The sequence below is a fragment of the Phyllobacterium sp. 01N428 genome (genome assembly GCF_056399405.1).
The window spans coordinates 317,714-338,393 of record NZ_JBFTRH010000006.1; the positions used below are offsets into that span (position 1 = coordinate 317,714).

The 20,680-nt window shown below is 59.3% G+C and carries 15 protein-coding genes, 2 tRNA genes and 2 rRNA genes; 17 read left to right on the forward strand and 2 right to left on the reverse strand.

All coding sequences use genetic code 11. The features are described 5' to 3' along the window. Positions 1–22 precede the first annotated feature (22 nt). Genes grxC through AC1DNI_RS16795 form a run of 4 tightly spaced genes read left to right on the forward strand, consistent with a single transcriptional unit; the run spans position 23 to position 2,553 of the window. Positions 23–292: a glutaredoxin 3 gene (gene grxC, locus AC1DNI_RS16780; RefSeq protein ID WP_091921308.1), complete on the forward strand. Its 270-nt coding sequence runs from the start codon at positions 23–25 to the stop codon at positions 290–292. A 10-nt stretch (positions 293–302) separates the two neighbouring features. Beyond that, on the forward strand, positions 303–1,169 hold the full coding sequence (locus AC1DNI_RS16785; protein WP_477692663.1) for a carbon-nitrogen hydrolase family protein: 867 nt from the start codon (positions 303–305) through the stop codon (positions 1,167–1,169). After that, positions 1,166–1,579, forward strand: coding sequence for a DUF1178 family protein (locus AC1DNI_RS16790; protein WP_477692664.1), 414 nt, complete (start codon positions 1,166–1,168; stop codon positions 1,577–1,579). Before AC1DNI_RS16785 ends, AC1DNI_RS16790 begins: the two co-directional genes overlap by 4 nt. Before the next feature lie 59 nt (positions 1,580–1,638). Beyond that, a complete protein-coding gene (locus AC1DNI_RS16795; RefSeq protein WP_477692665.1) occupies positions 1,639–2,553 on the forward strand; it encodes a DMT family transporter in 915 nt (304 codons plus the stop codon). Here AC1DNI_RS16795 and ubiG read toward each other — a convergent pair. Beyond that, positions 2,540–3,283, reverse strand: a complete 744-nt coding sequence (gene ubiG, locus AC1DNI_RS16800) for a bifunctional 2-polyprenyl-6-hydroxyphenol methylase/3-demethylubiquinol 3-O-methyltransferase UbiG (RefSeq protein WP_477692666.1) — start codon at positions 3,281–3,283, stop codon at positions 2,540–2,542. The genes AC1DNI_RS16795 and ubiG overlap by 14 nt on opposite strands. Positions 3,284–3,443: 160 nt before the next feature. Between ubiG and AC1DNI_RS16805 the strand changes: the two genes are divergently transcribed. From AC1DNI_RS16805 to AC1DNI_RS16845, 9 genes are all read left to right on the forward strand, one after another. Continuing rightward, a complete protein-coding gene (locus tag AC1DNI_RS16805) occupies positions 3,444–3,740 on the forward strand; it encodes a type II toxin-antitoxin system ParD family antitoxin (RefSeq protein WP_477692667.1) in 297 nt (98 codons plus the stop codon). After that, positions 3,706–4,026, forward strand: coding sequence for a type II toxin-antitoxin system RelE/ParE family toxin (locus AC1DNI_RS16810; RefSeq protein ID WP_477692668.1), 321 nt, complete (start codon positions 3,706–3,708; stop codon positions 4,024–4,026). The genes AC1DNI_RS16805 and AC1DNI_RS16810 overlap by 35 nt, the downstream gene beginning before the upstream one ends. A gap of 145 nt (positions 4,027–4,171) precedes the next feature. Then, positions 4,172–5,425 (forward strand): aspartate kinase, encoded by a 1,254-nt coding sequence (locus AC1DNI_RS16815; protein ID WP_027229661.1) that lies wholly within the window; start codon positions 4,172–4,174, stop codon positions 5,423–5,425. A gap of 91 nt (positions 5,426–5,516) precedes the next feature. Beyond that, positions 5,517–7,811 carry a phosphoenolpyruvate--protein phosphotransferase gene (gene ptsP / locus AC1DNI_RS16820; RefSeq protein ID WP_477692669.1) on the forward strand — a complete coding sequence of 765 codons (2,295 nt, stop codon included), beginning with the start codon at positions 5,517–5,519 and terminating at the stop codon, positions 7,809–7,811. Positions 7,812–7,820: 9 nt separating this feature from the next. Beyond that, positions 7,821–8,900, forward strand: a complete 1,080-nt coding sequence (gene prfA, locus AC1DNI_RS16825) for a peptide chain release factor 1 (protein WP_091921324.1) — start codon at positions 7,821–7,823, stop codon at positions 8,898–8,900. Next, complete coding sequence (prmC, locus tag AC1DNI_RS16830; protein ID WP_477692670.1) at positions 8,897–9,760, forward strand: peptide chain release factor N(5)-glutamine methyltransferase; 864 nt, start codon at positions 8,897–8,899, stop codon at positions 9,758–9,760. The genes prfA and prmC overlap by 4 nt, the downstream gene beginning before the upstream one ends. A 295-nt stretch (positions 9,761–10,055) precedes the next feature. Beyond that, complete coding sequence (locus AC1DNI_RS16835; protein ID WP_477692671.1) at positions 10,056–10,736, forward strand: DUF4167 domain-containing protein; 681 nt, start codon at positions 10,056–10,058, stop codon at positions 10,734–10,736. A gap of 422 nt (positions 10,737–11,158) precedes the next feature. Next, positions 11,159–13,771, forward strand: a complete 2,613-nt coding sequence (clpB, locus tag AC1DNI_RS16840) for an ATP-dependent chaperone ClpB (protein ID WP_027229657.1) — start codon at positions 11,159–11,161, stop codon at positions 13,769–13,771. A 262-nt stretch (positions 13,772–14,033) separates the two neighbouring features. Continuing rightward, on the forward strand, positions 14,034–15,359 hold the full coding sequence (locus tag AC1DNI_RS16845; RefSeq protein WP_477692677.1) for a L,D-transpeptidase: 1,326 nt from the start codon (positions 14,034–14,036) through the stop codon (positions 15,357–15,359). A 9-nt stretch (positions 15,360–15,368) separates the two neighbouring features. Here the strand turns inward: AC1DNI_RS16845 and AC1DNI_RS16850 are convergent, their stop codons facing one another. Continuing rightward, complete coding sequence (locus AC1DNI_RS16850; protein WP_027229655.1) at positions 15,369–17,321, reverse strand: M23 family metallopeptidase; 1,953 nt, start codon at positions 17,319–17,321, stop codon at positions 15,369–15,371. 691 nt (positions 17,322–18,012) lie between these two features. Between AC1DNI_RS16850 and AC1DNI_RS16855 the strand changes: the two genes are divergently transcribed. From AC1DNI_RS16855 to AC1DNI_RS16870, 4 genes are all read left to right on the forward strand, one after another. Further along, positions 18,013–19,495 (forward strand): 16S ribosomal RNA (locus AC1DNI_RS16855). Between the two features lie 350 nt (positions 19,496–19,845). Then, a tRNA-Ile gene (locus AC1DNI_RS16860) sits at positions 19,846–19,922 on the forward strand. An 80-nt stretch (positions 19,923–20,002) separates the two neighbouring features. After that, positions 20,003–20,078, forward strand: a tRNA-Ala gene (locus AC1DNI_RS16865). 466 nt (positions 20,079–20,544) lie between these two features. Then, positions 20,545–20,680 (forward strand): 23S ribosomal RNA (locus tag AC1DNI_RS16870); the annotation flags it as partial.

The following is a 20,680-nucleotide window of genomic DNA, read 5'->3' on the forward strand; positions in this document are numbered from 1 at the left end:
GGGAGCAACGTGGAGTATTCGAATGGTTGATGTAACAATCTATACGCGCAATGGTTGCGGCTATTGCACGGCGGCCAAGAGCCTCCTTGCGGAGAAAGGCGTCGCCTTCGTCGAGCACAATGCAAGCCTCGAGCCGTCGGCCCGTCAGGATATGCTGGCGCGTGCCAATGGCCGCACAACGTTCCCGCAAATTTTCATCGGCGAGACACATGTCGGCGGATGCGATGATCTCTATGCGCTTGAAAACCAGGGCCGGCTCGACACACTGTTGAAGACCGGCGAACTCGCTTGAGGATGATCCAATGACGTCATTTCGTGCAGCCGCCATCCAGATGCGCTCCGGCGTCGATCCAGAGCGCAATGCCGCTGACCTTGCCGAATATGTGGCAGATGCGGCCGGCAAAGGCGCTGTCTACGTGCAGACGCCGGAAATGACCGGCGCGTTGCAGCGGGACCGCAAGGCGCTGGCAAGCGTGCTCAAGGGCGAAGCAGACGATGTCATCGTGCGAACGGCCTCGGCGCTTGCCGCAAAACATGGCATCCATCTTCACATCGGATCGACGGCGATCGCCCGCGATGACGGCAAGATTGCGAACCGCGCATTCGTATTCGGTCCAGACGGCAAGATCCTGACGCGCTACGACAAGATCCACATGTTCGACGTTGATCTCGACAATGGCGAGAGCTGGCGCGAGTCCGCCGTCTATGCGCCCGGCGCTGATACCGTCCTCATCGATCTGCCGTTTGCTCGCCTCGGGCTCGCCATCTGCTACGACGTGCGCTTCCCGCAGCTTTTCCGCGCCCAGGCGCTTGCCGGTGCCTCGGTTATATCGGCTCCGGCCGCCTTCACCCGTCAGACGGGTGAGGCGCACTGGCATGTGCTGCAACGGGCCCGGGCGATTGAAAACGGCGCCTTCATGATCTCGGCTGCCCAGGGCGGCGTGCATGAAGACGGGCGCGAGACCTTCGGTCACTCGCTGATCGTCGCTCCCTGGGGTGAAGTTCTCGCAGAGGCTGCCCACGCCGATCCCGCGATCATTGTCGCCGATATCGATCCGGCACTCAGCGCCGCCGCGCGTGCGAAGGTACCGAACCTCAAGAATGCGCGTCCGTTCGGATTGATCGTCGAAAATGACGGCGAAAAGACAAGGCTCGACGTCGCATCATGATCCGGTTTTCGCTCCATTGCGAGCACGACCATGAATTCGAAGGGTGGTTCCGCAGCAATGACGACTTCGATTCCCAGGTGGGGAACGGACTGGTAGCCTGCCCGACTTGCGGCTCGCACAACATCGGCAAAGCGCTGATGGCGCCGTCGGTGACGACCGGGCGACAGAAGGAGAAGATCGCCGTTGCCATGAGCAAGATGGTCAGCGAGCTCAAAGAAATGACCAGAAAGGTGCGCGAGAATGCCGATTATGTCGGCAGTGACTTTGCCGAAGAGGCGCGCAAGATCCATTTTGGCGAGGTGGAAAAGCGCGGCATCTATGGCGAAGCTTCCCAGGAGGAGGTCAAGTCGCTTCTCGATGACGGTGTCGATGTGATGCCGCTTCCGGTCTTTCCCGAAGAGCGCAATTGATCTTGCTGCGTTGATGCCAATGGCTAAGGTTCACCTCTCCGGACCGAGGTGATTCTCCCATGCAATTATTGAACTCCGCTGCCGTTCTGCTGGTTCTCACCGGCGCCTTCCTTGGGCTAACGCTTCCCTTCGGCAAGCTCGCATTCGTGGCAGGTGTTGCGCCGTCGCTGTGGGCATTCGTCATTTCACTCGGCGCCGGGACGGTGCTGCTGGCGGCCTTTTTCGTCATGGGCAAGCGGCCGCAGCTCAATGCGCACATGCTGCGCTATTACGTTATCACCGCACTCGTTTCCTATGCCGTTCCCAACCTGATGACGCTTTCGGCCATCCCGCATCTCGGATCGGGCTATACCGGCATCATGTACACGCTGTCGCCGGTCTTCACCCTGCTGTTCTCTGTCATGTTGAAGTTGCGCAGGCCAAGTCCGCTCGGCCTCCTCGGCATTCTTCTCGGGTTTGTCGGCGCCGTCATCGTCGGCTTCACCCGCGGACAGGTCGGGCAGCCGGCCGAGCCGCTCTGGGTTGCCATCGGTTTGCTTATTCCGGTTCTGCTCGCGCTCGGCAACGTCTACCGCACGGTCGACTGGCCGGCGGGCGCCGATCCGACCGAGCTCGCGGCTGGCAGCCACCTTATGACGGCGCTGCTCCTGATCCCGATCATTTTCTATATGACTGGCGGCTTTCCGGTTGCGCCGCTTCGCGGCATTCCTTGGCTTGTTGTCGCGCAAGTGATGGCTTCTGCCTGCATGTTCGCGCTGTACTTTCGGCTGCAGGCGGTGGGCGGCCCGGTCTATCTCAGCCAGATCGGCTATGTGGGTGCGGCAGTTGCGCTGCTTGCCGGGACGTTATTTCTCGGCGAAGTCTACCAGCTTGCAACCTGGGGAGGCGCCCTCATCATCACAATCGGCGTGCTGATGACGACGAAGGCCCAGCGCATGGAAGCCAAGGTGCTGGTGGCAACTAAGGCCGCGTAGCCAGCACCATATAGTTGACGTCGGTATCGCGGGAGCGGTTCCAGCTATCGCTGAGCGGACTGTAGGTCACCCCTATCTTCTCGACGACATCCAACCCGGATTGCCGCAGCGCGGCTTCGAGTTCTTCCGGGCGGACGAGCTTTTCATATTGGTGGGTTCCGCGCGGCAACCACCGCAAGACATACTCGGCTCCAAATATTGCGAGCCCCAGCGCCTTCAATGTCCGGTTGATGGTAGCAACGAAGGTCAGTCCGCCGGGCTTTACCATCTGCGCGCAGGCCGACATGTAAAGTTCGACATCGGCGACATGCTCGACCACTTCCATATTGAGGACGATGTCGAACTGTTCGCCGGCCTCCGCCAGCGCTTCTGCCGTTGTCGCCCGATAATCGATGGCAAGGCCGCTCTGCGCGGCGTGGATTTTGGCGACCTCGATGTTGGTCTCGCCGGCGTCAGCGCCGACCACCGTTGCGCCGAGCCGCGCCATCGGCTCGCACAGAAGTCCGCCGCCGCAGCCGATATCGAGAATGCGCAGGCCGGAAAACGGCATCGGCGTATGAGGGTCGATGCCATAATGGCCGCAGACTTTTTCCTTGATGTAGGCAAGGCGGGTTGGATTGAACTTGTGCAGCGGGCGGAACTTGCCCTGCGGGTTCCACCACTCGGCTGCCATGCGAGAGAACCGCTCGACTTCTGCGGCATCGATTGTAGTGCGCTCGGTTGTCGCCATGGCCTTATCCTCTTTGACTGTTTTCGAGTGGCCTGTTCCAGGAGGCAATGTCAAGGCGCAATGCGAGTGACAGTTCCCGGTGTCAATGAATGTCATTCTTTGGTATCTATTGTCACCAAGATCGACATCATCCAAAATGACACCTGAGGTGTGCCCCATCATGACAAGCATCGCACTCAATGAGCACTACGAACAATTTATAAAAAGGCAGCTTGATTCCGGCCGCTACAACAATGCCAGTGAAGTCGTGAGGGCCGGTCTACGTATGCTTGAAGACTATGAGCAGGCCAGGGAGAACTGGCTCCGAAACGAAATCGCAGGGCGGGCGTTGGAAATCCAGAATGACCCTTCGCTGCCTGTACCCGGAGAGCAGGTGTTCTCAAGGCTCGAAGCCCATCTCCGATCTGCAAGCAATCTGAAAAATGAACTATCGGGTCCTGTTCCATCCACGGGCTGAACAGGACCTCATTGATCTTCACCGATATATTCAGGAGTCCGCCGGGACGTTAAGGGCGCTCGCGTATCTATCTGCCATTAAAGACTTCTGCATGAGCCTCGCAACCTTTCCGAAGCGAGGGACAGTTCGTGACGATATCATGCAAGGCATTCGAATCATCGGCTTCAAGCGCACCGTCAGCGTTGCCTTTTTGGTCAAATCGGACGCCGTCTTGATCCTCGGAGTTTTTTATGGCGGTCGCAACATAGCGCATGACACATTCGAAGATCGCGACGGAGCCTCCTGAAGAGGACGACCGCGCGTTTATTCGCATTCTTGCAGTCGGCTGATAATTTCGTTATGGGAGGCCGCATTCATTTGGCAAAGAGCCAGTTCATTTCAAACGACTCTTTTCCGACCCAGTTTTCAGGCTTTCCAGAACGGTAATTTCCATGGCACGCATCGTGATGAAATTCGGCGGCACTTCGGTGGCCGATATTGACCGCATCCGCAATGTGGCCAGGCATGTCAAACGCGAGGTCGATGCCGGTCACGAGGTTGCCGTCGTCGTCTCGGCAATGGCCGGAAAGACCAATGAACTCGTGGGCTGGACCCGGCAGACGTCGCCGATGCACGACGCCCGCGAGTATGACGCCATCGTAGCCTCGGGCGAACAGGTTACATCCGGGCTCCTTGCCATCGCCCTGCAATCCATGGGTATCCATGCCCGCTCCTGGCAGGGCTGGCAGATACCGATCAAGACCGACAATGCGCATGGTGCGGCCCGCATCGTCGACATCGACGGCTCCTTTCTGATCGAGCGCTTCCAGGAGGGCCAGGTCGCGGTGATCGCGGGATTCCAGGGCATCGGTCCGGACAACCGCATAGCGACACTCGGGCGCGGCGGTTCCGATACCAGCGCCGTCGCCATCGCCGCCGCGGTCAAGGCCGACCGCTGCGATATCTATACGGACGTCGACGGCGTCTATACGACCGACCCGCGCGTCGAGCCCAAGGCGCGCCGGCTTTCGCGCATTTCGTTCGAAGAAATGCTCGAAATGGCCTCCCTCGGCGCCAAGGTGCTGCAGGTCCGTTCGGTCGAGCTTGCCATGGTGCACAAAGTGCGCACATTTGTCAGATCCAGCTTCGAGGATCCCGATGCACCGGGCATGGGCGATCTGATCAATCCGCCCGGAACACTTATTTGCGACGAGGAAGAAATCGTGGAACAGCAGGTTGTCACTGGAATTGCCTACGCCAAGGACGAGGCCCAGATTTCGTTGCGGCGTGTTGCCGACCGCCCCGGCATTTCCGCCGGCATCTTCGGCCCGCTCGCCGAAGCGCACATCAATGTCGACATGATCGTTCAGAACATTTCCGAGGACGGGTCGAAGACCGACATGACGTTCACGGTCCCGACCGGCGATCTCGACAAGGCCCTCGTTGTTCTGGAGAAGGTCAAGCAGGATGTCGGTTTCGACGTTATCCAGTCCGAAGCCGGCATGGTCAAGGTATCCGTCATCGGCATCGGCATGCGCAGCCATGCGGGCGTCGCTGCCACGGCTTTCCGCGCCCTTGCAGACAAGGGAATCAACATCCGCGCCATCACGACTTCCGAGATCAAGATCTCGATCCTGATCGATGGACCCTACGCGGAACTCGCCGTACGCACTTTGCATTCTGTGTACGGTCTCGATAAGCATTAACGAGCGAGATTCTGTTTGTCGGCGTTCGTGCCGACTGACATGATGGATCGACTGATTTGGTGAGGTCCCGGTGGCCTTGCCACAATTGACAATGGGAGAAAGGCATCCGGTGCCTACACGCGACCCGATAAGTGGCCCTCGTGTGATGCTGAAGCGCCTCCGCGAATTAATGGCGGAGGCTCTTGAGCCGCAGGAGAGGCTCGACCGCATTGTTCGCGAAATCGCGCAGAACATGGTCGCGGAAGTGTGCTCATTCTACGTGCTGCGCTCCGATGGGGTCCTCGAACTATACGCAACCGAAGGTCTCAACCCGTCGGCCGTCCACCTGGCGCAACTGCGCCTTGGTCAGGGTCTCGTCGGCACGATCGCTGCAAGCGCGCGACCGCTCAACCTGACCGATGCGCAAGCGCATCCGGCCTTCGCGTATCTGCCGGAAACGGGAGAAGAAATTTACAACTCCTTCCTCGGCGTGCCGATCCTGAGGGCCGGGCGCACGCTTGGCGTTCTGGTCGTTCAGAACCGCACCAAGCGCGTCTACCGCGAGGATGAGGTCGAGGCGCTCGAGACTACGGCCATGGTGCTTGCCGAGATGGTTGCCGCAGGCGATATTCCCCGCATCGCGCGGCCCGGCGTCGAACTCGACCTTGGCAAACCGATGAGCTTCAGCGGCAGCGCATTCAACGACGGGGTTGGCCTTGGACACGTTGTGCTGCACGAGCCGCGCATCGTCGTAACCAATCTCTTTAACGAAGATATCAATGCCGAAATCGACAGGCTCGAGAGCTCGCTTGGGTCCTTGCGTATTTCCATCGACGACATGCTGTCGCGGCGCGACGTGGCGTTCGAAGGCGAGCACCGCGAAGTGCTTGAAGCCTATCGCATGTTTGCTCACGATACCGGCTGGGTACGGCGCCTCGAAGAGGCGATCCGCAACGGCCTCACTGCGGAAGCCGCAGTCGAGAAGGTGCAGAGCGATACGCGCGCCCGCATGATGCATCTGACCGACCCCTACATGCGCGAGCGGCTGAGCGATTTCGACGACCTTGCCAATCGGCTGCTGCGCCAGTTGATGGGGCGCGATGTCAAGACCATGGCTGGAACGCTTGCGAAGGACGCGATCATAATCGCGCGCTCGATGGGCGCCGCGGAGCTTCTCGACTATCCGCGCGAACGCCTGCGCGGGCTGGTGCTCGAAGACGGGGCGGCGACCAGCCACGTGGTCATCGTGGCGCGCGCTATGGGCATTCCGGTGGCGGGCCAGGTCAAGGGCGTCGTTTCCATGGCGGAAAACAACGATGCCGTGATCGTCGATGGCGATGACGGGCGTGTACATCTGCGACCGCAATCGGAACTTGAGGCTGCCTATTCGGAGAAGGTGCGGTTCCGCGCCAAGCGCCAGGCCCTCTATCGCGAATCGCGCGACAAGCCATCGATCACCAAGGATGGCATCGCGATCAAGCTGTTGATGAATGCCGGCCTGCTGGTCGATCTTCCGCAGCTTGCCGAAGCCGGGGCGGCGGGCATCGGCCTCTTTAGGACCGAGCTCCAGTTCATGATTGCATCGACCTTCCCGCGCGCCGAACAGCAGGAGCGCCTCTATCGGTCTGTGCTCGAAGCCGCCGGCGACCGGCCGGTCACCTTCCGTACGCTCGATATTGGCGGCGACAAGGTGCTCCCCTACTTTCGCAGCAACGTAAACGAAGAAAATCCGGCGATGGGCTGGCGGGCTTTGCGCCTCACGCTCGATCGGCCTGGCCTTCTGCGCACACAGGTACGCGCCCTGCTCAAGGCCGCCGGCGGCCGCGAATTGCGCCTGATGCTGCCGATGGTCACGGAAGTGCAGGAAGTGCGCAAGGCCAGCGAACTGATCAACCGCGAAGTCCAGCACCTGTCGCGCTTTGCCTATGATCTGCCGACCCGCGTCAAGATCGGAGCCATGGTCGAGGTGCCGTCGCTGCTGTGGCAGCTCGACGAATTGATGGCCGAAGTCGATTTCGTATCAGTCGGCTCCAACGACCTCTTCCAGTTCGTCATGGCGGTCGACCGGGGCAATTCGATCATCAACAATCGCTTCGACAATCTCTCGGTGCCGTTCCTGAGGGTGCTGCGCCAGATCGCCGAGGCGGGCGAGCGCAACAATACGAGTGTGACGCTTTGTGGTGAAATGGCGGGCAAGCCCTTGTCATCCATGGCGTTGATCGGGCTCGGCTATCGTTCCATTTCAATGTCCCCGGCCGCGATCGGTCCTGTCAAAGCCATGCTCGGCTCTCTGGACGTTGGCGAACTTAGCGCCCAGCTCAAGGACGCGATCGACAATCACGGCGAGACCGGCACGTTGCGCAATTTTCTTATGAAGTACGCAGAGCGAGCTGGCGTTCCACTCTAGAGGTTTTGAATAATGTCCATTCCGCAGGATCGTATGGATCAGCTGCTGAAGCGCTTTTCCATGATGGAAACGCAGATGTCGAGCAATCCCGATTCCGAAACCTATGTGAAGCTCGCATCGGAATATTCCGAGCTCGAGCCCGTTGTCGCCAAGATCCGTGAGCTTCTGGCCGCGCGCAGCGAGGCCGATGGGCTGCAGGCAATGCTCGATGATGCAGCGACCGATCGGGATATGCGCGAGCTTGCCGAGGCGGAACTGCCGGAGATCGACGAGCGGATCGGCGAACTCGAAAAGGACATCCAGGTCCTGCTCCTGCCGAAGGATGTCGCCGACGAGCGCAACGCGATCCTCGAAATCCGCGCCGGGACTGGCGGTTCGGAAGCTGCGCTTTTCGCCGGCGACCTCTTTCGCATGTATGAGCGTTACGCAGCCGCCAATGGCTGGCGCGTCGAGCTCATTTCGGCAAGCGATGGCGAAGCCGGCGGCTACAAGGAAGTCATCGCCATGGTCTCCGGCAAGGGCGTCTTTGCCAAGCTCAAGTTCGAATCCGGCGTACACCGCGTGCAGCGTGTCCCCGATACGGAAGCGAGCGGGCGCATTCATACCTCGGCGGCAACCGTGGCGGTTCTGCCCGAAGCCGAGGAAATCGACATCGATATCCGCCAGGAGGACATCCGCATCGATACGATGCGGGCCTCCGGTTCCGGCGGCCAGCACGTCAACACCACCGATTCGGCCGTCCGCATTACACACATTCCGTCCGGCATCGTCGTCGTTCAGGCCGAAAAGTCCCAGCACCAGAACCGCGCGCGCGCCATGCAGGTGCTCAGGTCGCGGCTTTTTGACATGCAGCGGCAGAAGGCGGACAGCGAGCGCTCTGAGGCGCGGCGCAGCCAGGTCGGTTCGGGTGATCGGTCGGAGCGTATCCGCACCTACAATTTCCCGCAGGGGCGTGTGACGGATCACCGCATCAACCTGACGCTCTACAAACTCGACCGCATCATGGAAGGCGATCTCGACGAACTCATCGGCGCCTTGATCTCGGATCACCAGACGGCCCTGCTCGCCCAGATGAACGATGGGCTATGACGACGGCGCGCCTCGCCGACGCACACAAGCACGCGCGCGACCGTCTTGCGCGTGCAGGAATAGAAACAGCCACGCTGGATGCTCGCCTTCTGGTTGAATGGGTTACCGAAACCGATCAACTGGAAACGATCCGGAACCCCGACAGGCAGGTGGATTCTGCAACGAATGCGCGGCTGGAAGTGGTGCTTAACCGGCGAATGAACGGCGAATCCGTACATCGGATTATCGGCAAACGGGCCTTTTTCGATATCGAACTGACGCTGTCGCGCGAAACGCTGGAGCCGCGCCCCGATACGGAAGCGATTGTGGAACTCGTGCTGCCTTTCCTGCGCCGCCGTATTCAGGAATTGGGCGTTGCCGACCTTCTCGACCTCGGCACCGGCACCGGAGCCATTGCCTTGGCGCTGCTCAATCAATTGCAGCAATTGCGGGCCGTGGGTGTCGACATATCGACAGGCGCCCTTGATACGGCGCGCGAGAATGCCCACCTTAACAAAGTATCGCAGCGCTTTGCCTGCCTGCATTCGGATTGGTTTTCCACCGTGACGGGCGTCTACGATGTGATTGTCTCCAACCCACCCTATATACGGACGGCTGACATCGAAGGCCTGCAACGTGAAGTTGTATTGCACGATCCGGTCCGGGCGCTCGATGGCGGGGAGGATGGTCTTGGACCATACCGAATCATCGCCGCCGGGGCCCGCCAGTATCTTCGGGAAGGTGGAGCAGTTGTCGTGGAGATAGGTTTTGATCAACGCGCCGACGTTGCAGCGATTTTCGCTGCTTCAGATTTGGTGCTGGAGGCCACAAAGACGGATATTGGCGGCCATGAACGGGCACTTTTGTTCACAGCCGCGTAAAAATCTTGAAAAAAGGCTTGGAATTTGCCGCGAAGACGGATAGTTTCCGGATACCGCTCTAAACCGAACAAAACTGGTTCTGCCTATCAAGAAGTTGGTAGGGAATTTCTGGGTGTTTGATCTTTCTTCGGGAAAACTTTGGAGAAGACGGTTTTTGCGGCAGCACAAAAGTTTTATGAAACTTTGGATGCGATTGAAGCGCGGGGCGCGCTTCAGGTCGGCACTTGAGAAGCGAAGCTTTTTGACTCAAATGGTGAGCAAAACAGCGCCCCTGATTTTCTGAAAAGAGATAAGTATGAGGCCAGTACAGCAGAATAGGCGCATGCGCGGACGCGGTAACAACAACCGAAAAGGTCCGAACCCACTATCCCGCAATTACGAAAGCAACGGACCCGACGTCAAAATTCGGGGAAATGCTCAGCACATCGCCGAAAAATATACGACTCTGGCACGTGATGCACAGAGCAGCGGCGACAGGGTAATGGCTGAAAACTACCTTCAGCACGCCGAGCACTACAATCGAATCATTCTAGCGGCACAGGCCCAGGCTCCCGTCCAGTTCCAGCGCGACGATCGCGATGACCAGGACGACGACATGGGCTATGACGACGACAACGGCAACGAGGTCGAACGTATCGTGCACCAGCCGATCAATGGCAGCGGACCGCAGCCGGTCATTCAAGGCACGCCCGCGGAGGTCGCCTATGATGATGATACGGCAAGCCAGCGCCAGCCGCAGCCTCAGCCCGAGGCCCGGCCGGCGGAGGCCGAGGCATCTGTCGACGCGGAAAATGCCGAGGCCAAGTCCGCCCGCCGCGCACCGCGCGGTCGTCGCCCGGCTCGCCCGCGTGAACCGCGTGTGGCCGAAGGCAACAGTGACGCACCGAGCACAGCCGATGCCGCGAACGATCTTTCGCCGGCAGGAATTGTCGCCGAAGTGAAGAAGCGCCGGGCCGCGGTCGAATCGGACGTCTGATTTCGGTTTTCTTGATATAAGCCGCCTGCGTTCATTCGCGGGCGGCTTATTCATTTTGTGAATGCGAGATCGCGGAGGCGCCGTTGAGCACATGCCGACTGGTTGGCCCTAATCCCCGGCTTACCCGAGGATCCGCGCTCGCGATTGCGCTGCAAGCCTGACCATTCGGCAAACTTGCCGCAGATCAGAGCCCGCCGCCCAAATCCATCATTGCTTCTTCCCGGGCGCGCCGGCATGCGCCATGATTTATATCGATAATTTGCTTTAGTTCTGGCATGATAAATCCTTCCGCCTCGACCTTGCGAGCCTAGGAACTGGTTCCCATATTTGCCTCGAGCGAATGGGTCCGCCTCTCGCAGGGGGCCCGTCACCAGACCACCGCACGATGCCGCTTAAGGGTCGTCCGGGAAAAGGAGACAGTAATGAATATTGAGAAGTACACCGAACGGGTTCGGGGTTTCATCCAGTCGGCGCAGACATTTGCCCTCTCGTCCAATCATCAGCAGTTTGCTCCCGAGCACTTGCTGAAGGTTCTCGTCGACGATGAGGAAGGCCTTGCTGCGTCGCTGATCGAACGCGCCGGCGGCAATGTCGAAGAGGTTCGCCTCGGCCTTCAGGCAGCGCTTGACGCGATGCCCAAGGTAACGGGCGGCAATGGTCAACTTTACCTTTCGCAGCCATTGGCCAAGGTTTTTGCCACGGCCGAGGAAGTGGCCAAGAAAGCCGGCGACAGTTTTGTTACCGTCGAGCGCCTCTTGACGGCCATGGCCATCGAGAAATCGGCAAAGACTTCCGAAATCCTGAGCCGTGCTGGCGTAACGCCCGCTGGGCTCAATGCCGTCATCAATGATATCCGCAAGGGTCGCACCGCGGATTCGGCCTCCGCCGAAAATGCCTATGACGCCTTGAAGAAATATGCGCGCGACCTTACCGCCGACGCGCGGGCGGGCAAGCTCGACCCGGTGATCGGTCGTGACGATGAAATCCGCCGAACGATCCAGGTCCTGTCACGACGCACGAAGAATAATCCGGTGCTCATCGGCGAGCCCGGCGTCGGCAAGACTGCCATCGCCGAGGGACTGGCACTGCGCATCGTCAATGGCGACGTGCCGGAATCCCTGAAGGACAAGAAGCTGATGGCGCTCGACATGGGCGCGCTCATTGCCGGCGCGAAGTATCGCGGCGAGTTCGAGGAGCGCCTCAAGGCCGTGCTTTCGGAAGTGACGTCGGCAAATGGCGAGATCATTCTCTTCATCGACGAGATGCACACGCTCGTTGGCGCCGGCAAGAGCGAAGGCGCAATGGACGCCTCCAACCTTCTGAAGCCGGCGTTGGCGCGCGGCGAGCTGCACTGCGTCGGTGCAACCACGCTTGACGAGTACCGCAAGCATGTCGAGAAGGATCCGGCGCTTGCCCGTCGTTTTCAGCCCGTCTTCGTCGACGAGCCGACGGTCGAGGACACAATCTCGATCCTGCGCGGCCTCAAGGAGAAGTACGAGCAGCATCACAAGGTACGCATTTCGGACTCGGCCCTCGTTGCGGCCGCGACGCTGTCGAACCGCTACATCACCGACCGCTTCCTGCCGGACAAGGCCATCGACCTTGTCGATGAGAGTGCGGCGCGGCTGCGCATGCAGGTCGATTCGAAGCCGGAGGAACTCGATGAGGTCGATCGGCGCATCATGCAGCTGAAGATCGAACGCGAGGCACTGAAGGTAGAGAAGGACGATGCTTCGCGCGACAGGCTTGAACGTCTGGAACACGAGCTCGCCGAGCTTGAAGAAGAGTCGACCGCGCTGACCAATACCTGGCAGTCGGAAAAGCAGAAGCTCGGCCATGCGGCGGATCTGAAGCGGCAGCTTGAAGATGCGCGCAATGCGCTCGCGGCTGCCCAGCGCAATGGCGAATACCAGAGAGCCGGCGAACTTGCCTATGGCACAATCCCGGCGCTCGAGAAGGAACTTGCCACCGCCGAACAGCAGGACAACGCCACGTCGATGGTAGAGGAGACGGTCACCTCCGACCACATCGCCCAGGTCGTTTCGCGCTGGACCGGCATTCCGGTCGACCGGATGCTCGAAGGCGAGCGTGACAAACTGCTGCGCATGGAAGACGAGCTTGCCAAGCGCGTCGTCGGCCAGGGTGAGGCAGTCCAGGCCGTGTCGAAAGCAATCCGCCGGGCGCGTGCCGGTCTGCAGGATCCGAACCGGCCGATTGGCTCTTTCATCTTCCTCGGACCAACAGGCGTCGGCAAGACCGAACTGACCAAGGCCCTTGCGGCATTCCTGTTCTCGGACGAGACGGCGATGGTACGCCTCGACATGTCCGAATATATGGAGAAGCATTCGGTCTCGCGTTTGATCGGCGCTCCTCCCGGCTATGTCGGTTACGAGGAAGGCGGTGCCCTGACGGAAGCGGTACGGCGGCGGCCCTATCAGGTGATCCTTTTCGACGAAATCGAGAAGGCACATCCGGATGTGTTCAACGTGTTGCTGCAGGTGCTCGACGATGGGCGGCTCACCGATGGGCAGGGACGAACGGTTGATTTCCGCAATACGCTGATCATCATGACGTCGAACCTCGGGGCCGAATATCTGACTGCGCTGGGCGAAGACCAGGACGTCGACGTGGCGCGTGACGAGGTCATGAGCGTCGTCAAATCGGCGTTCCGGCCGGAGTTCCTCAATCGTGTCGATGAAATCATCCTGTTCCATCGCCTGAAGCGCAAGGATATGGGCAAGATCGTTGCGATCCAGATGGAGCATTTGCAGAAGCTGCTTACCGATCGCAAGATCACGATCAAGCTTGACAGCGAAGCAACCGACTGGCTTGCCGAGAAGGGTTATGATCCGGCCTATGGCGCGCGCCCGCTGAAGCGTGTCATCCAGAAAGAGGTGCAGGATCCGCTGGCAGAGAAAATCCTGCTCGGCGATATTCTGGACGGCTCGACGGTGAAGATCACGGCGGGGTCGGACCGGCTGAATTTCAAGTCGGTCAAATCCGCGCCGGAGCGGGACAAGAGCGAAGCAGCATGATTGCGCTTTCGCAACACTGAAATAAAGAAGATGGCCGCCACAGCGCGGCCATTTTCACGTCTCGTTCATCTCATAAATGCAACGATAAAAGCGCGAAGGCATTAACCATAATGACAGGAAGTTCGGTCATTTATGATTAATGTCGCGTTATCGGCAATAACCGGAATCTTATGGCATGGCCTCTTATCATCATTCATTGCTCGGATTGTTGCTCGTTGCTTCAGCGGGGGTTACCGCCCCGGCGACGTCGAGCGCGGCCGGAATGATTGCGCCTGCCGTCAATGCCGCCAAGCCATACATGTTGGCGCAATGGTTCGAAGGCGAGCGTCGCCCGCGCCGCGAAGCCTATCGTTCCTACTATGATGAATATGGCCGCAGGGTTACGGTTGATCGCCGCGGCCGTGTCGTTTCGGTGGAAGAGCCGCGCAACGATCAGGGTGCGGATTACTTCCCTGACGCGCCGCAGGACCCCTACGACACCGGCGCCATCCCGAACGATCCCTATGCAGGACCAGGCAATGATCGCTATGAACAGCAATCGGCGCTCCCGTCCGAGCGCGACTATGGCAGCGTCGACCGGCAGCCGCTGCCGCCCACAGGCGGCGAGGCCGATCTCAATCCGGCGGATCCGAATTTCAATCCACCGGACTCGCAAAACGACGGGTTCTACGATACGCCGCAGCAGGAGCAGATACCCGCTCATCCAAATCCCGCGCCGACAGTAGAATTGCCGAAGGGGCAGGGCGCGAAGGCAAAGATCGCCGCAATCCAGGTCCTGCTCGATCGGATCGGCGTGTCACCCGGCGTGATCGATGGCCACAAGGGCGGCAATGTCGACAAGGCTGTCGCGGCATTCGAGGAAATGACCGGCCAGCAATTCGATCCGCTCAATGATGACGGGATCAACGCCTCGCTCGAACAAACCGGCGGACCCGCTTTCGTGTCCTATACGATCACCTCGGAGGACGCGGCCTATCCCTTCGTCGCCTCCATCCCGGAAGATTACGGCCACAAGGCGCAACTCGAGCGCATGGCGTTTACTTCGGTCACAGAGATGTTGGCCGAACGCTTCCATATGGATGAGACTTATCTCAAGGAGATCAATCCGGGCATCAATTTCAACACGCCTGGTGTTTCCATCCAGGTGGCCAATCCCGGCCAGAATGCCGGCGGCGCTGTAACGCGGATCATCGCCGACAAGGGCCGCAAGCAGGTGCGCGGCTATAATGCCGAGGGCCGGCTCATCGTCGCCTATCCCGCGACGATCGGATCGACCGATACGCCATCGCCTTCGGGCACGGTCCAGGTCGAGCGTATCGCACTCAATCCGAACTACACCTATAATCCGAAGCTCAACTTCAAGCAGGGTGAGAACGACAAGGTCCTTACGATTCCGCCCGGCCCGAACGGCCCGGTCGGCACCGTGTGGATTGCGCTGTCGAAGCCCACCTATGGCATTCACGGCACGCCTGAACCGTCGAAGATCGGCAAGACCAACAGCCATGGCTGCGTGCGCCTGACCAATTGGGACGCAACGGAGCTTTCCAAGATGGTTCAGAAGGGCGTGACGGTAGAGTTCCAGGAATAGAGCGGGTACTTACCCGCTCGCTGCAACCTTGGTGGCGTCGGAATTTTCGTCCTGAAGCAATTGGTCGATCCGTTCACGCTCGCGCTGGAAGGCAACGAGATCATTGCCCTGCAGTTCGCCGCCGCTCGGCAGGCGAATACGCATCGGATCGACTTTCGAACCGTTGACGATCACCTCGTAGTGGAGATGCGGCCCGGTCGAAAGGCCGGTTGATCCAAGATAACCGATGACCTGTCCCTGGCGCACACGCGCGCCCGCAACTACGCCGCTTGCCACGGCATTCTGGTGCGAATAACTGCTCTCGTAACCGTTGGAATGACGGATGAGGGTCTGGATGCCGTAGCCATTGGTCCAGCCGGCGCGCTCAACGACGCCATTGCCGGCCGCGACGATGGGCGTGCCACGGGGCGCTGACCAGTCGACGCCGGTATGCATGCGCGAATAGCCGAGGATCGGGTGGCGGCGCATGCCGAACGGCGAGCGGAAGGTGCCGTTGGGCACCGGCTTACGCAGGAGAAACTGTTTCGAGCTCTTGCCGTTCTCGTCGTAATAGTCGGTCGTGCCGTCCTCGCCGTGGAACCGATAGAACTTCTTGAGGTCGCCGCCGAAGTTCGCGGCGACATAGAGAATTTCCGATTCGTCCCCGGCCTTGTCGGAGCCTGCAGGCAGTGAGAACAGCGCTTCAAGTTCGTCCGTGGGGCTCAGTTGCGACTGGAAGTCGACATCGGAAGCCAGCATGCGGATAAGTTGCTTGATCATCGGATCGGTCATGCCATAGGCGATGCCGGCCCTGTAGATACCGTCATAGACCGTCGGCAGATCTTCGGCGCGCCGCGATCCGGCGGGACTGTCGTCGAACGCCACCTGCAGGCCGGGCGTCATTTCCGGCTCGTCGGCGGGGACATATTGTTCCTTGTCGTTGAGCGCGATCGTCAGAATGTGCGTGCTGCCATTATAGACACTGGCGCGCACGATACGATCGAGATCATCGCGCGATTCGATGCCGAGACGCAGAACACTGCCGCTCTTGAGGCGCGGCGAGTTCAAGAGCTTGCTGATTGCACCGGACATGCCGGTCGCATCATCGCTCTCATAGCCGGCGTCCGCGAGGGCGGCGGTAATTTCCTTGTCACTGCGGAACGGGATCAGCGCTTCCGAATATCCGGTGCTCGCTGCATCCTCGGGCAGGCGCGGCGCAACGCTCACATTCTCCTGGATGATCTTGACCGCGAGCGGACTGCGCAAATTGTAGGGGTCGTCATCCGTACCGAAACGCAGCGGATCGACATAGTGCAGCGAAGCAACCTGGATGGCGCCATCGGTCAAAAGCGAACCGGTGTTGCGGACGACTTCTTCAACTTCGTCGACGCTGAGATCGTCAGCAGGATCATATTGCGCCGTGGTCAGCGGGAAATCGACGGTGCGCAGGCTGACTTCGCTCTCGACCTTGGCGCCGTAAATCTGACCGGTCTTCGGCGTGGGGTCCGTATCCTCATTCGCTTCGGCAAAGACGTCGAGCGGATTGAAGTTTGGATAGCGGCGATTGGTATTGTGCACGTCGGCGAGTTCAATGTGTACGAACTCGAATGGCATGGAGCGGACGACATCGCGCTCGCCATCCTTGAACATTGTCGAAACGTCGAGTCGGCGGCGGTCCCGGTTCTTCTGTATGGGGGTGGTTGCGACGACGCGCGAACCCTTGGTCACGCCGCTGGCGTCGGCCGGGGCCGGCATGGCATTGCGGCCGATCAATTCCGGCGGTGTTGCGAGTTGTTCACGCCCGTCGAGCGCCGCGAACAGGGCAACGCCCATCAGCATGCTCGAGGTAATGCCGGTAAGAAACGTGCCGGCCAGCCAGCGCGCCGAGATTTCGCGGCGGTCAGGCGGCCCGCGGCGTCCGTCCGTGATAAGCGGCGGCTCATTGCCCGGATCGATCGATGAGTGCCCCTCGTACTCGCTCATACTTTAAAGTGTGATCCCGTCGCCGTTGTGAATGCAGGTTCCCGGCGCGTTTGCCGGCCAGGTTTGCCCTGGCATGAAATCAACGAGGCCGCAGTTTTGCCCCCGTGACTTCACTATGTCAACGCAGGCCGCCGAAACGGATGTGCGCCTCGCTCGCTCGATCGCGGTTGCTGTTTGAAAAAGCCCGCATGTCGGCGCGAGCGCTAGGTCGCGATTGGGGCATGTTTGTGGCCAAGGCCATCACATTTGGATTTGCCGGGCCGGGATTTCGTAGCCATTGCAAGGGCTGTGCAGGGCGGCGAAATCGAACCGTCATATTTTTCATAAATTCTTCAAAATCGGTGTTGACAGTTTTGTTGGGTGGGGTCTATATACCGGCACAACGAGGGCGGGGCGCCGCTGGCGGTTGCTGAATGCGCCCTAAGGTTTGCAGGATGGTTGGTTGCGAGACTGACGTGTTGGTGCTAGCGGTCCTTGGCAAGGTTTAAGGACGTGGGCGGCAGGGTCCTGCGGAACTTCGAAAGAAGTTCAACAGATACTTTGGCGGACACGTTTCGAGAGAAGATATGACAGGCATTTGGCCCTTTGGGGTTGAATGCAGGTGTAAATATGTTCTCGTCGATTCTAAGCGTGACCAATGAAGATTGCGCCCCTTACGGGTGCGCGACTTTAAAAGCCAATATCAAATTTTCAACTTGAGAGTTTGATCCTGGCTCAGAACGAACGCTGGCGGCAGGCTTAACACATGCAAGTCGAGCGCGTAGCAATACGAGCGGCAGACGGGTGAGTAACGCGTGGGAATCTACCCCTTACTACGGAATAACGCAGGGAAACTTGTGCTAATACCGTATGTGGCCGAGAGGCGAAAGATTTATCGGTAAGGGATGAGCCCGCGTTGGATTAGCTAGTTGGTGGGGTAAAGGCCTACCAAGGCGACGATCCATAGCTGGTCTGAGAGGATGATCAGCCACACTGGGACTGAGACACGGCCCAGACTCCTACGGGAGGCAGCAGTGGGGAATATTGGACAATGGGCGCAAGCCTGATCCAGCCATGCCGCGTGAGTGATGAAGGCCCTAGGGTTGTAAAGCTCTTTCACCGGTGAAGATAATGACGGTAACCGGAGAAGAAGCCCCGGCTAACTTCGTGCCAGCAGCCGCGGTAATACGAAGGGGGCTAGCGTTGTTCGGATTTACTGGGCGTAAAGCGCACGTAGGCGGACTATTAAGTCAGGGGTGAAATCCCGGGGCTCAACCCCGGAACTGCCTTTGATACTGGTAGTCTTGAGTTCGAGAGAGGTGAGTGGAATTCCGAGTGTAGAGGTGAAATTCGTAGATATTCGGAGGAACACCAGTGGCGAAGGCGGCTCACTGGCTCGATACTGACGCTGAGGTGCGAAAGCGTGGGGAGCAAACAGGATTAGATACCCTGGTAGTCCACGCCGTAAACTATGAGAGCTAGCCGTCGGGCAGTATACTGTTCGGTGGCGCAGCCAACGCATTAAGCTCTCCGCCTGGGGAGTACGGTCGCAAGATTAAAACTCAAAGGAATTGACGGGGGCCCGCACAAGCGGTGGAGCATGTGGTTTAATTCGAAGCAACGCGCAGAACCTTACCAGCCCTTGACATGTCCGTGACCGGTCGCAGAGATGTGACTTTCTCTTCGGAGCACGGAGCACAGGTGCTGCATGGCTGTCGTCAGCTCGTGTCGTGAGATGTTGGGTTAAGTCCCGCAACGAGCGCAACCCTCGCCCTTAGTTGCCATCATTCAGTTGGGCACTCTAAGGGGACTGCCGGTGATAAGCCGAGAGGAAGGTGGGGATGACGTCAAGTCCTCATGGCCCTTACGGGCTGGGCTACACACGTGCTACAATGGTGGTGACAGTGGGCAGCGAGACCGCGAGGTCGAGCTAATCTCCAAAAGCCATCTCAGTTCGGATTGCACTCTGCAACTCGAGTGCATGAAGTTGGAATCGCTAGTAATCGTGGATCAGAATGCCACGGTGAATACGTTCCCGGGCCTTGTACACACCGCCCGTCACACCATGGGAGTTGGTTTTACCCGAAGGTGCTGTGCTAACCGCAAGGAGGCAGGCAACCACGGTAGGGTCAGCGACTGGGGTGAAGTCGTAACAAGGTAGCCGTAGGGGAACCTGCGGCTGGATCACCTCCTTTCTAAGGAAGCGGTTTATGTTGCGTGAAGAGATGATGGTGAGTGACCGGAAGAAATTCCGGCCGCTCATGTGCCATCGCTGTTGACGCCTAACCCGCTTATTAGAACAAAGGTTGCAGGCCAGTCAGCCTGACAACCGTGCATACAATGCAGGGACTGCCGCCTACGTTTCTCTTTCTTCGATGTCTTTAAGCGCTCGGCGCGATGCCGCTCTTTTATGAGGGTGGTTTTGCGGGGAGTGCGGCACGCGCCGCGACGGGCCGGTCGGCCTTCTTTGGTCACCGTCCTTATCGGCGGCGCCGGCACGGGCTGCGACGCGTCCAGCGCGCTGTGTTCGACGATTGTCGGACGCGGGCTTGTAGCTCAGTTGGTTAGAGCGCGCGCTTGATAAGCGTGAGGTCGGAGGTTCAAGTCCTCCCAGGCCCACCATCTTTTTCTGTGCGGGGAATGCGCCTCTGGCCGGTTGGCCCTGGCGCATCGGCACGGGGCGGTGATCTGCCATACCTTAAGGGGCCGTAGCTCAGCTGGGAGAGCACCTGCTTTGCAAGCAGGGGGTCGTCGGTTCGATCCCGTCCGGCTCCACCAAGGTTCTGGTTGCTGCGGCTGRTACKTGYGGCTGAAACAAAGACATCATGAAAGCAAAAGTTTGCAGGCGCCTGGCGATTTGGCCGGGTGGCTGCCTGTTCTGTATGAAATCGTAAAGAGAAGATATGTCCGGGTCATGCGGATGTTCAGGGGTCCTTCGGGAYCGGTGAACGCCCGGTGACGTCGCAAGGGATGCTCATCAAAACCCTTGCAAGATGATTGGCGGCTTAACCGCAGTGCCATCGGAGATATCTCGAGAAGCTGGTCTTTTGTCATATCTTTTTTATTCGCTCACGCGCCGTATCGTCCCTGCCGGGACGGGCGCTGCGCGGGCGCGCAGCAAGCTGCGACGACCTAGCGGTCTGTATGGGTGTCTTTGCGGGGTTCGTCCCGGCGAGGTGCTGTCATTGGAACGTTGGAGCGTTGGGATTGCTGCAAAGATGAGATGGATATTGGCAATGAGAATGATCAAGTGTCTTAAGGGCATTTGGTGGATGCCTTGGCATGCACAGGCGATGAAGGACGTGATACGCTGCGATAAGCGTCGGGGAGGTGCGAATACCCTTTGATCCGACGATTTCCGAATGGGGAAACCCACCTTA

Excerpts from the sequence above, each read along its gene's own strand:
- AC1DNI_RS16790 (WP_477692664.1), top strand. The coding sequence starts at position 1,166 with ATGATCCGGTTTTCGCTCCATTGCGAGCACGACCATGAATTCGAAGGG.
- grxC (WP_091921308.1), top strand. The coding sequence starts at position 23 with ATGGTTGATGTAACAATCTATACGCGCAATGGTTGCGGCTATTGCACG.
- AC1DNI_RS16815 (WP_027229661.1), top strand. The coding sequence starts at position 4,172 with ATGGCACGCATCGTGATGAAATTCGGCGGCACTTCGGTGGCCGATATT.
- clpB (WP_027229657.1), top strand. The coding sequence starts at position 11,159 with ATGAATATTGAGAAGTACACCGAACGGGTTCGGGGTTTCATCCAGTCG.
- ptsP (WP_477692669.1), top strand. The coding sequence starts at position 5,517 with ATGGGAGAAAGGCATCCGGTGCCTACACGCGACCCGATAAGTGGCCCT.
- prmC (WP_477692670.1), top strand. The coding sequence starts at position 8,897 with ATGACGACGGCGCGCCTCGCCGACGCACACAAGCACGCGCGCGACCGT.
- AC1DNI_RS16845 (WP_477692677.1), top strand. The coding sequence starts at position 14,034 with ATGATTGCGCCTGCCGTCAATGCCGCCAAGCCATACATGTTGGCGCAA.
- AC1DNI_RS16805 (WP_477692667.1), top strand. The coding sequence starts at position 3,444 with ATGACAAGCATCGCACTCAATGAGCACTACGAACAATTTATAAAAAGG.
- ubiG (WP_477692666.1), bottom strand. The coding sequence starts at position 3,283 with ATGGCGACAACCGAGCGCACTACAATCGATGCCGCAGAAGTCGAGCGG.
- AC1DNI_RS16835 (WP_477692671.1), top strand. The coding sequence starts at position 10,056 with ATGAGGCCAGTACAGCAGAATAGGCGCATGCGCGGACGCGGTAACAAC.
- AC1DNI_RS16785 (WP_477692663.1), top strand. The coding sequence starts at position 303 with ATGACGTCATTTCGTGCAGCCGCCATCCAGATGCGCTCCGGCGTCGAT.
- AC1DNI_RS16810 (WP_477692668.1), top strand. The coding sequence starts at position 3,706 with ATGAACTATCGGGTCCTGTTCCATCCACGGGCTGAACAGGACCTCATT.
- AC1DNI_RS16850 (WP_027229655.1), bottom strand. The coding sequence starts at position 17,321 with ATGAGCGAGTACGAGGGGCACTCATCGATCGATCCGGGCAATGAGCCG.
- AC1DNI_RS16795 (WP_477692665.1), top strand. The coding sequence starts at position 1,639 with ATGCAATTATTGAACTCCGCTGCCGTTCTGCTGGTTCTCACCGGCGCC.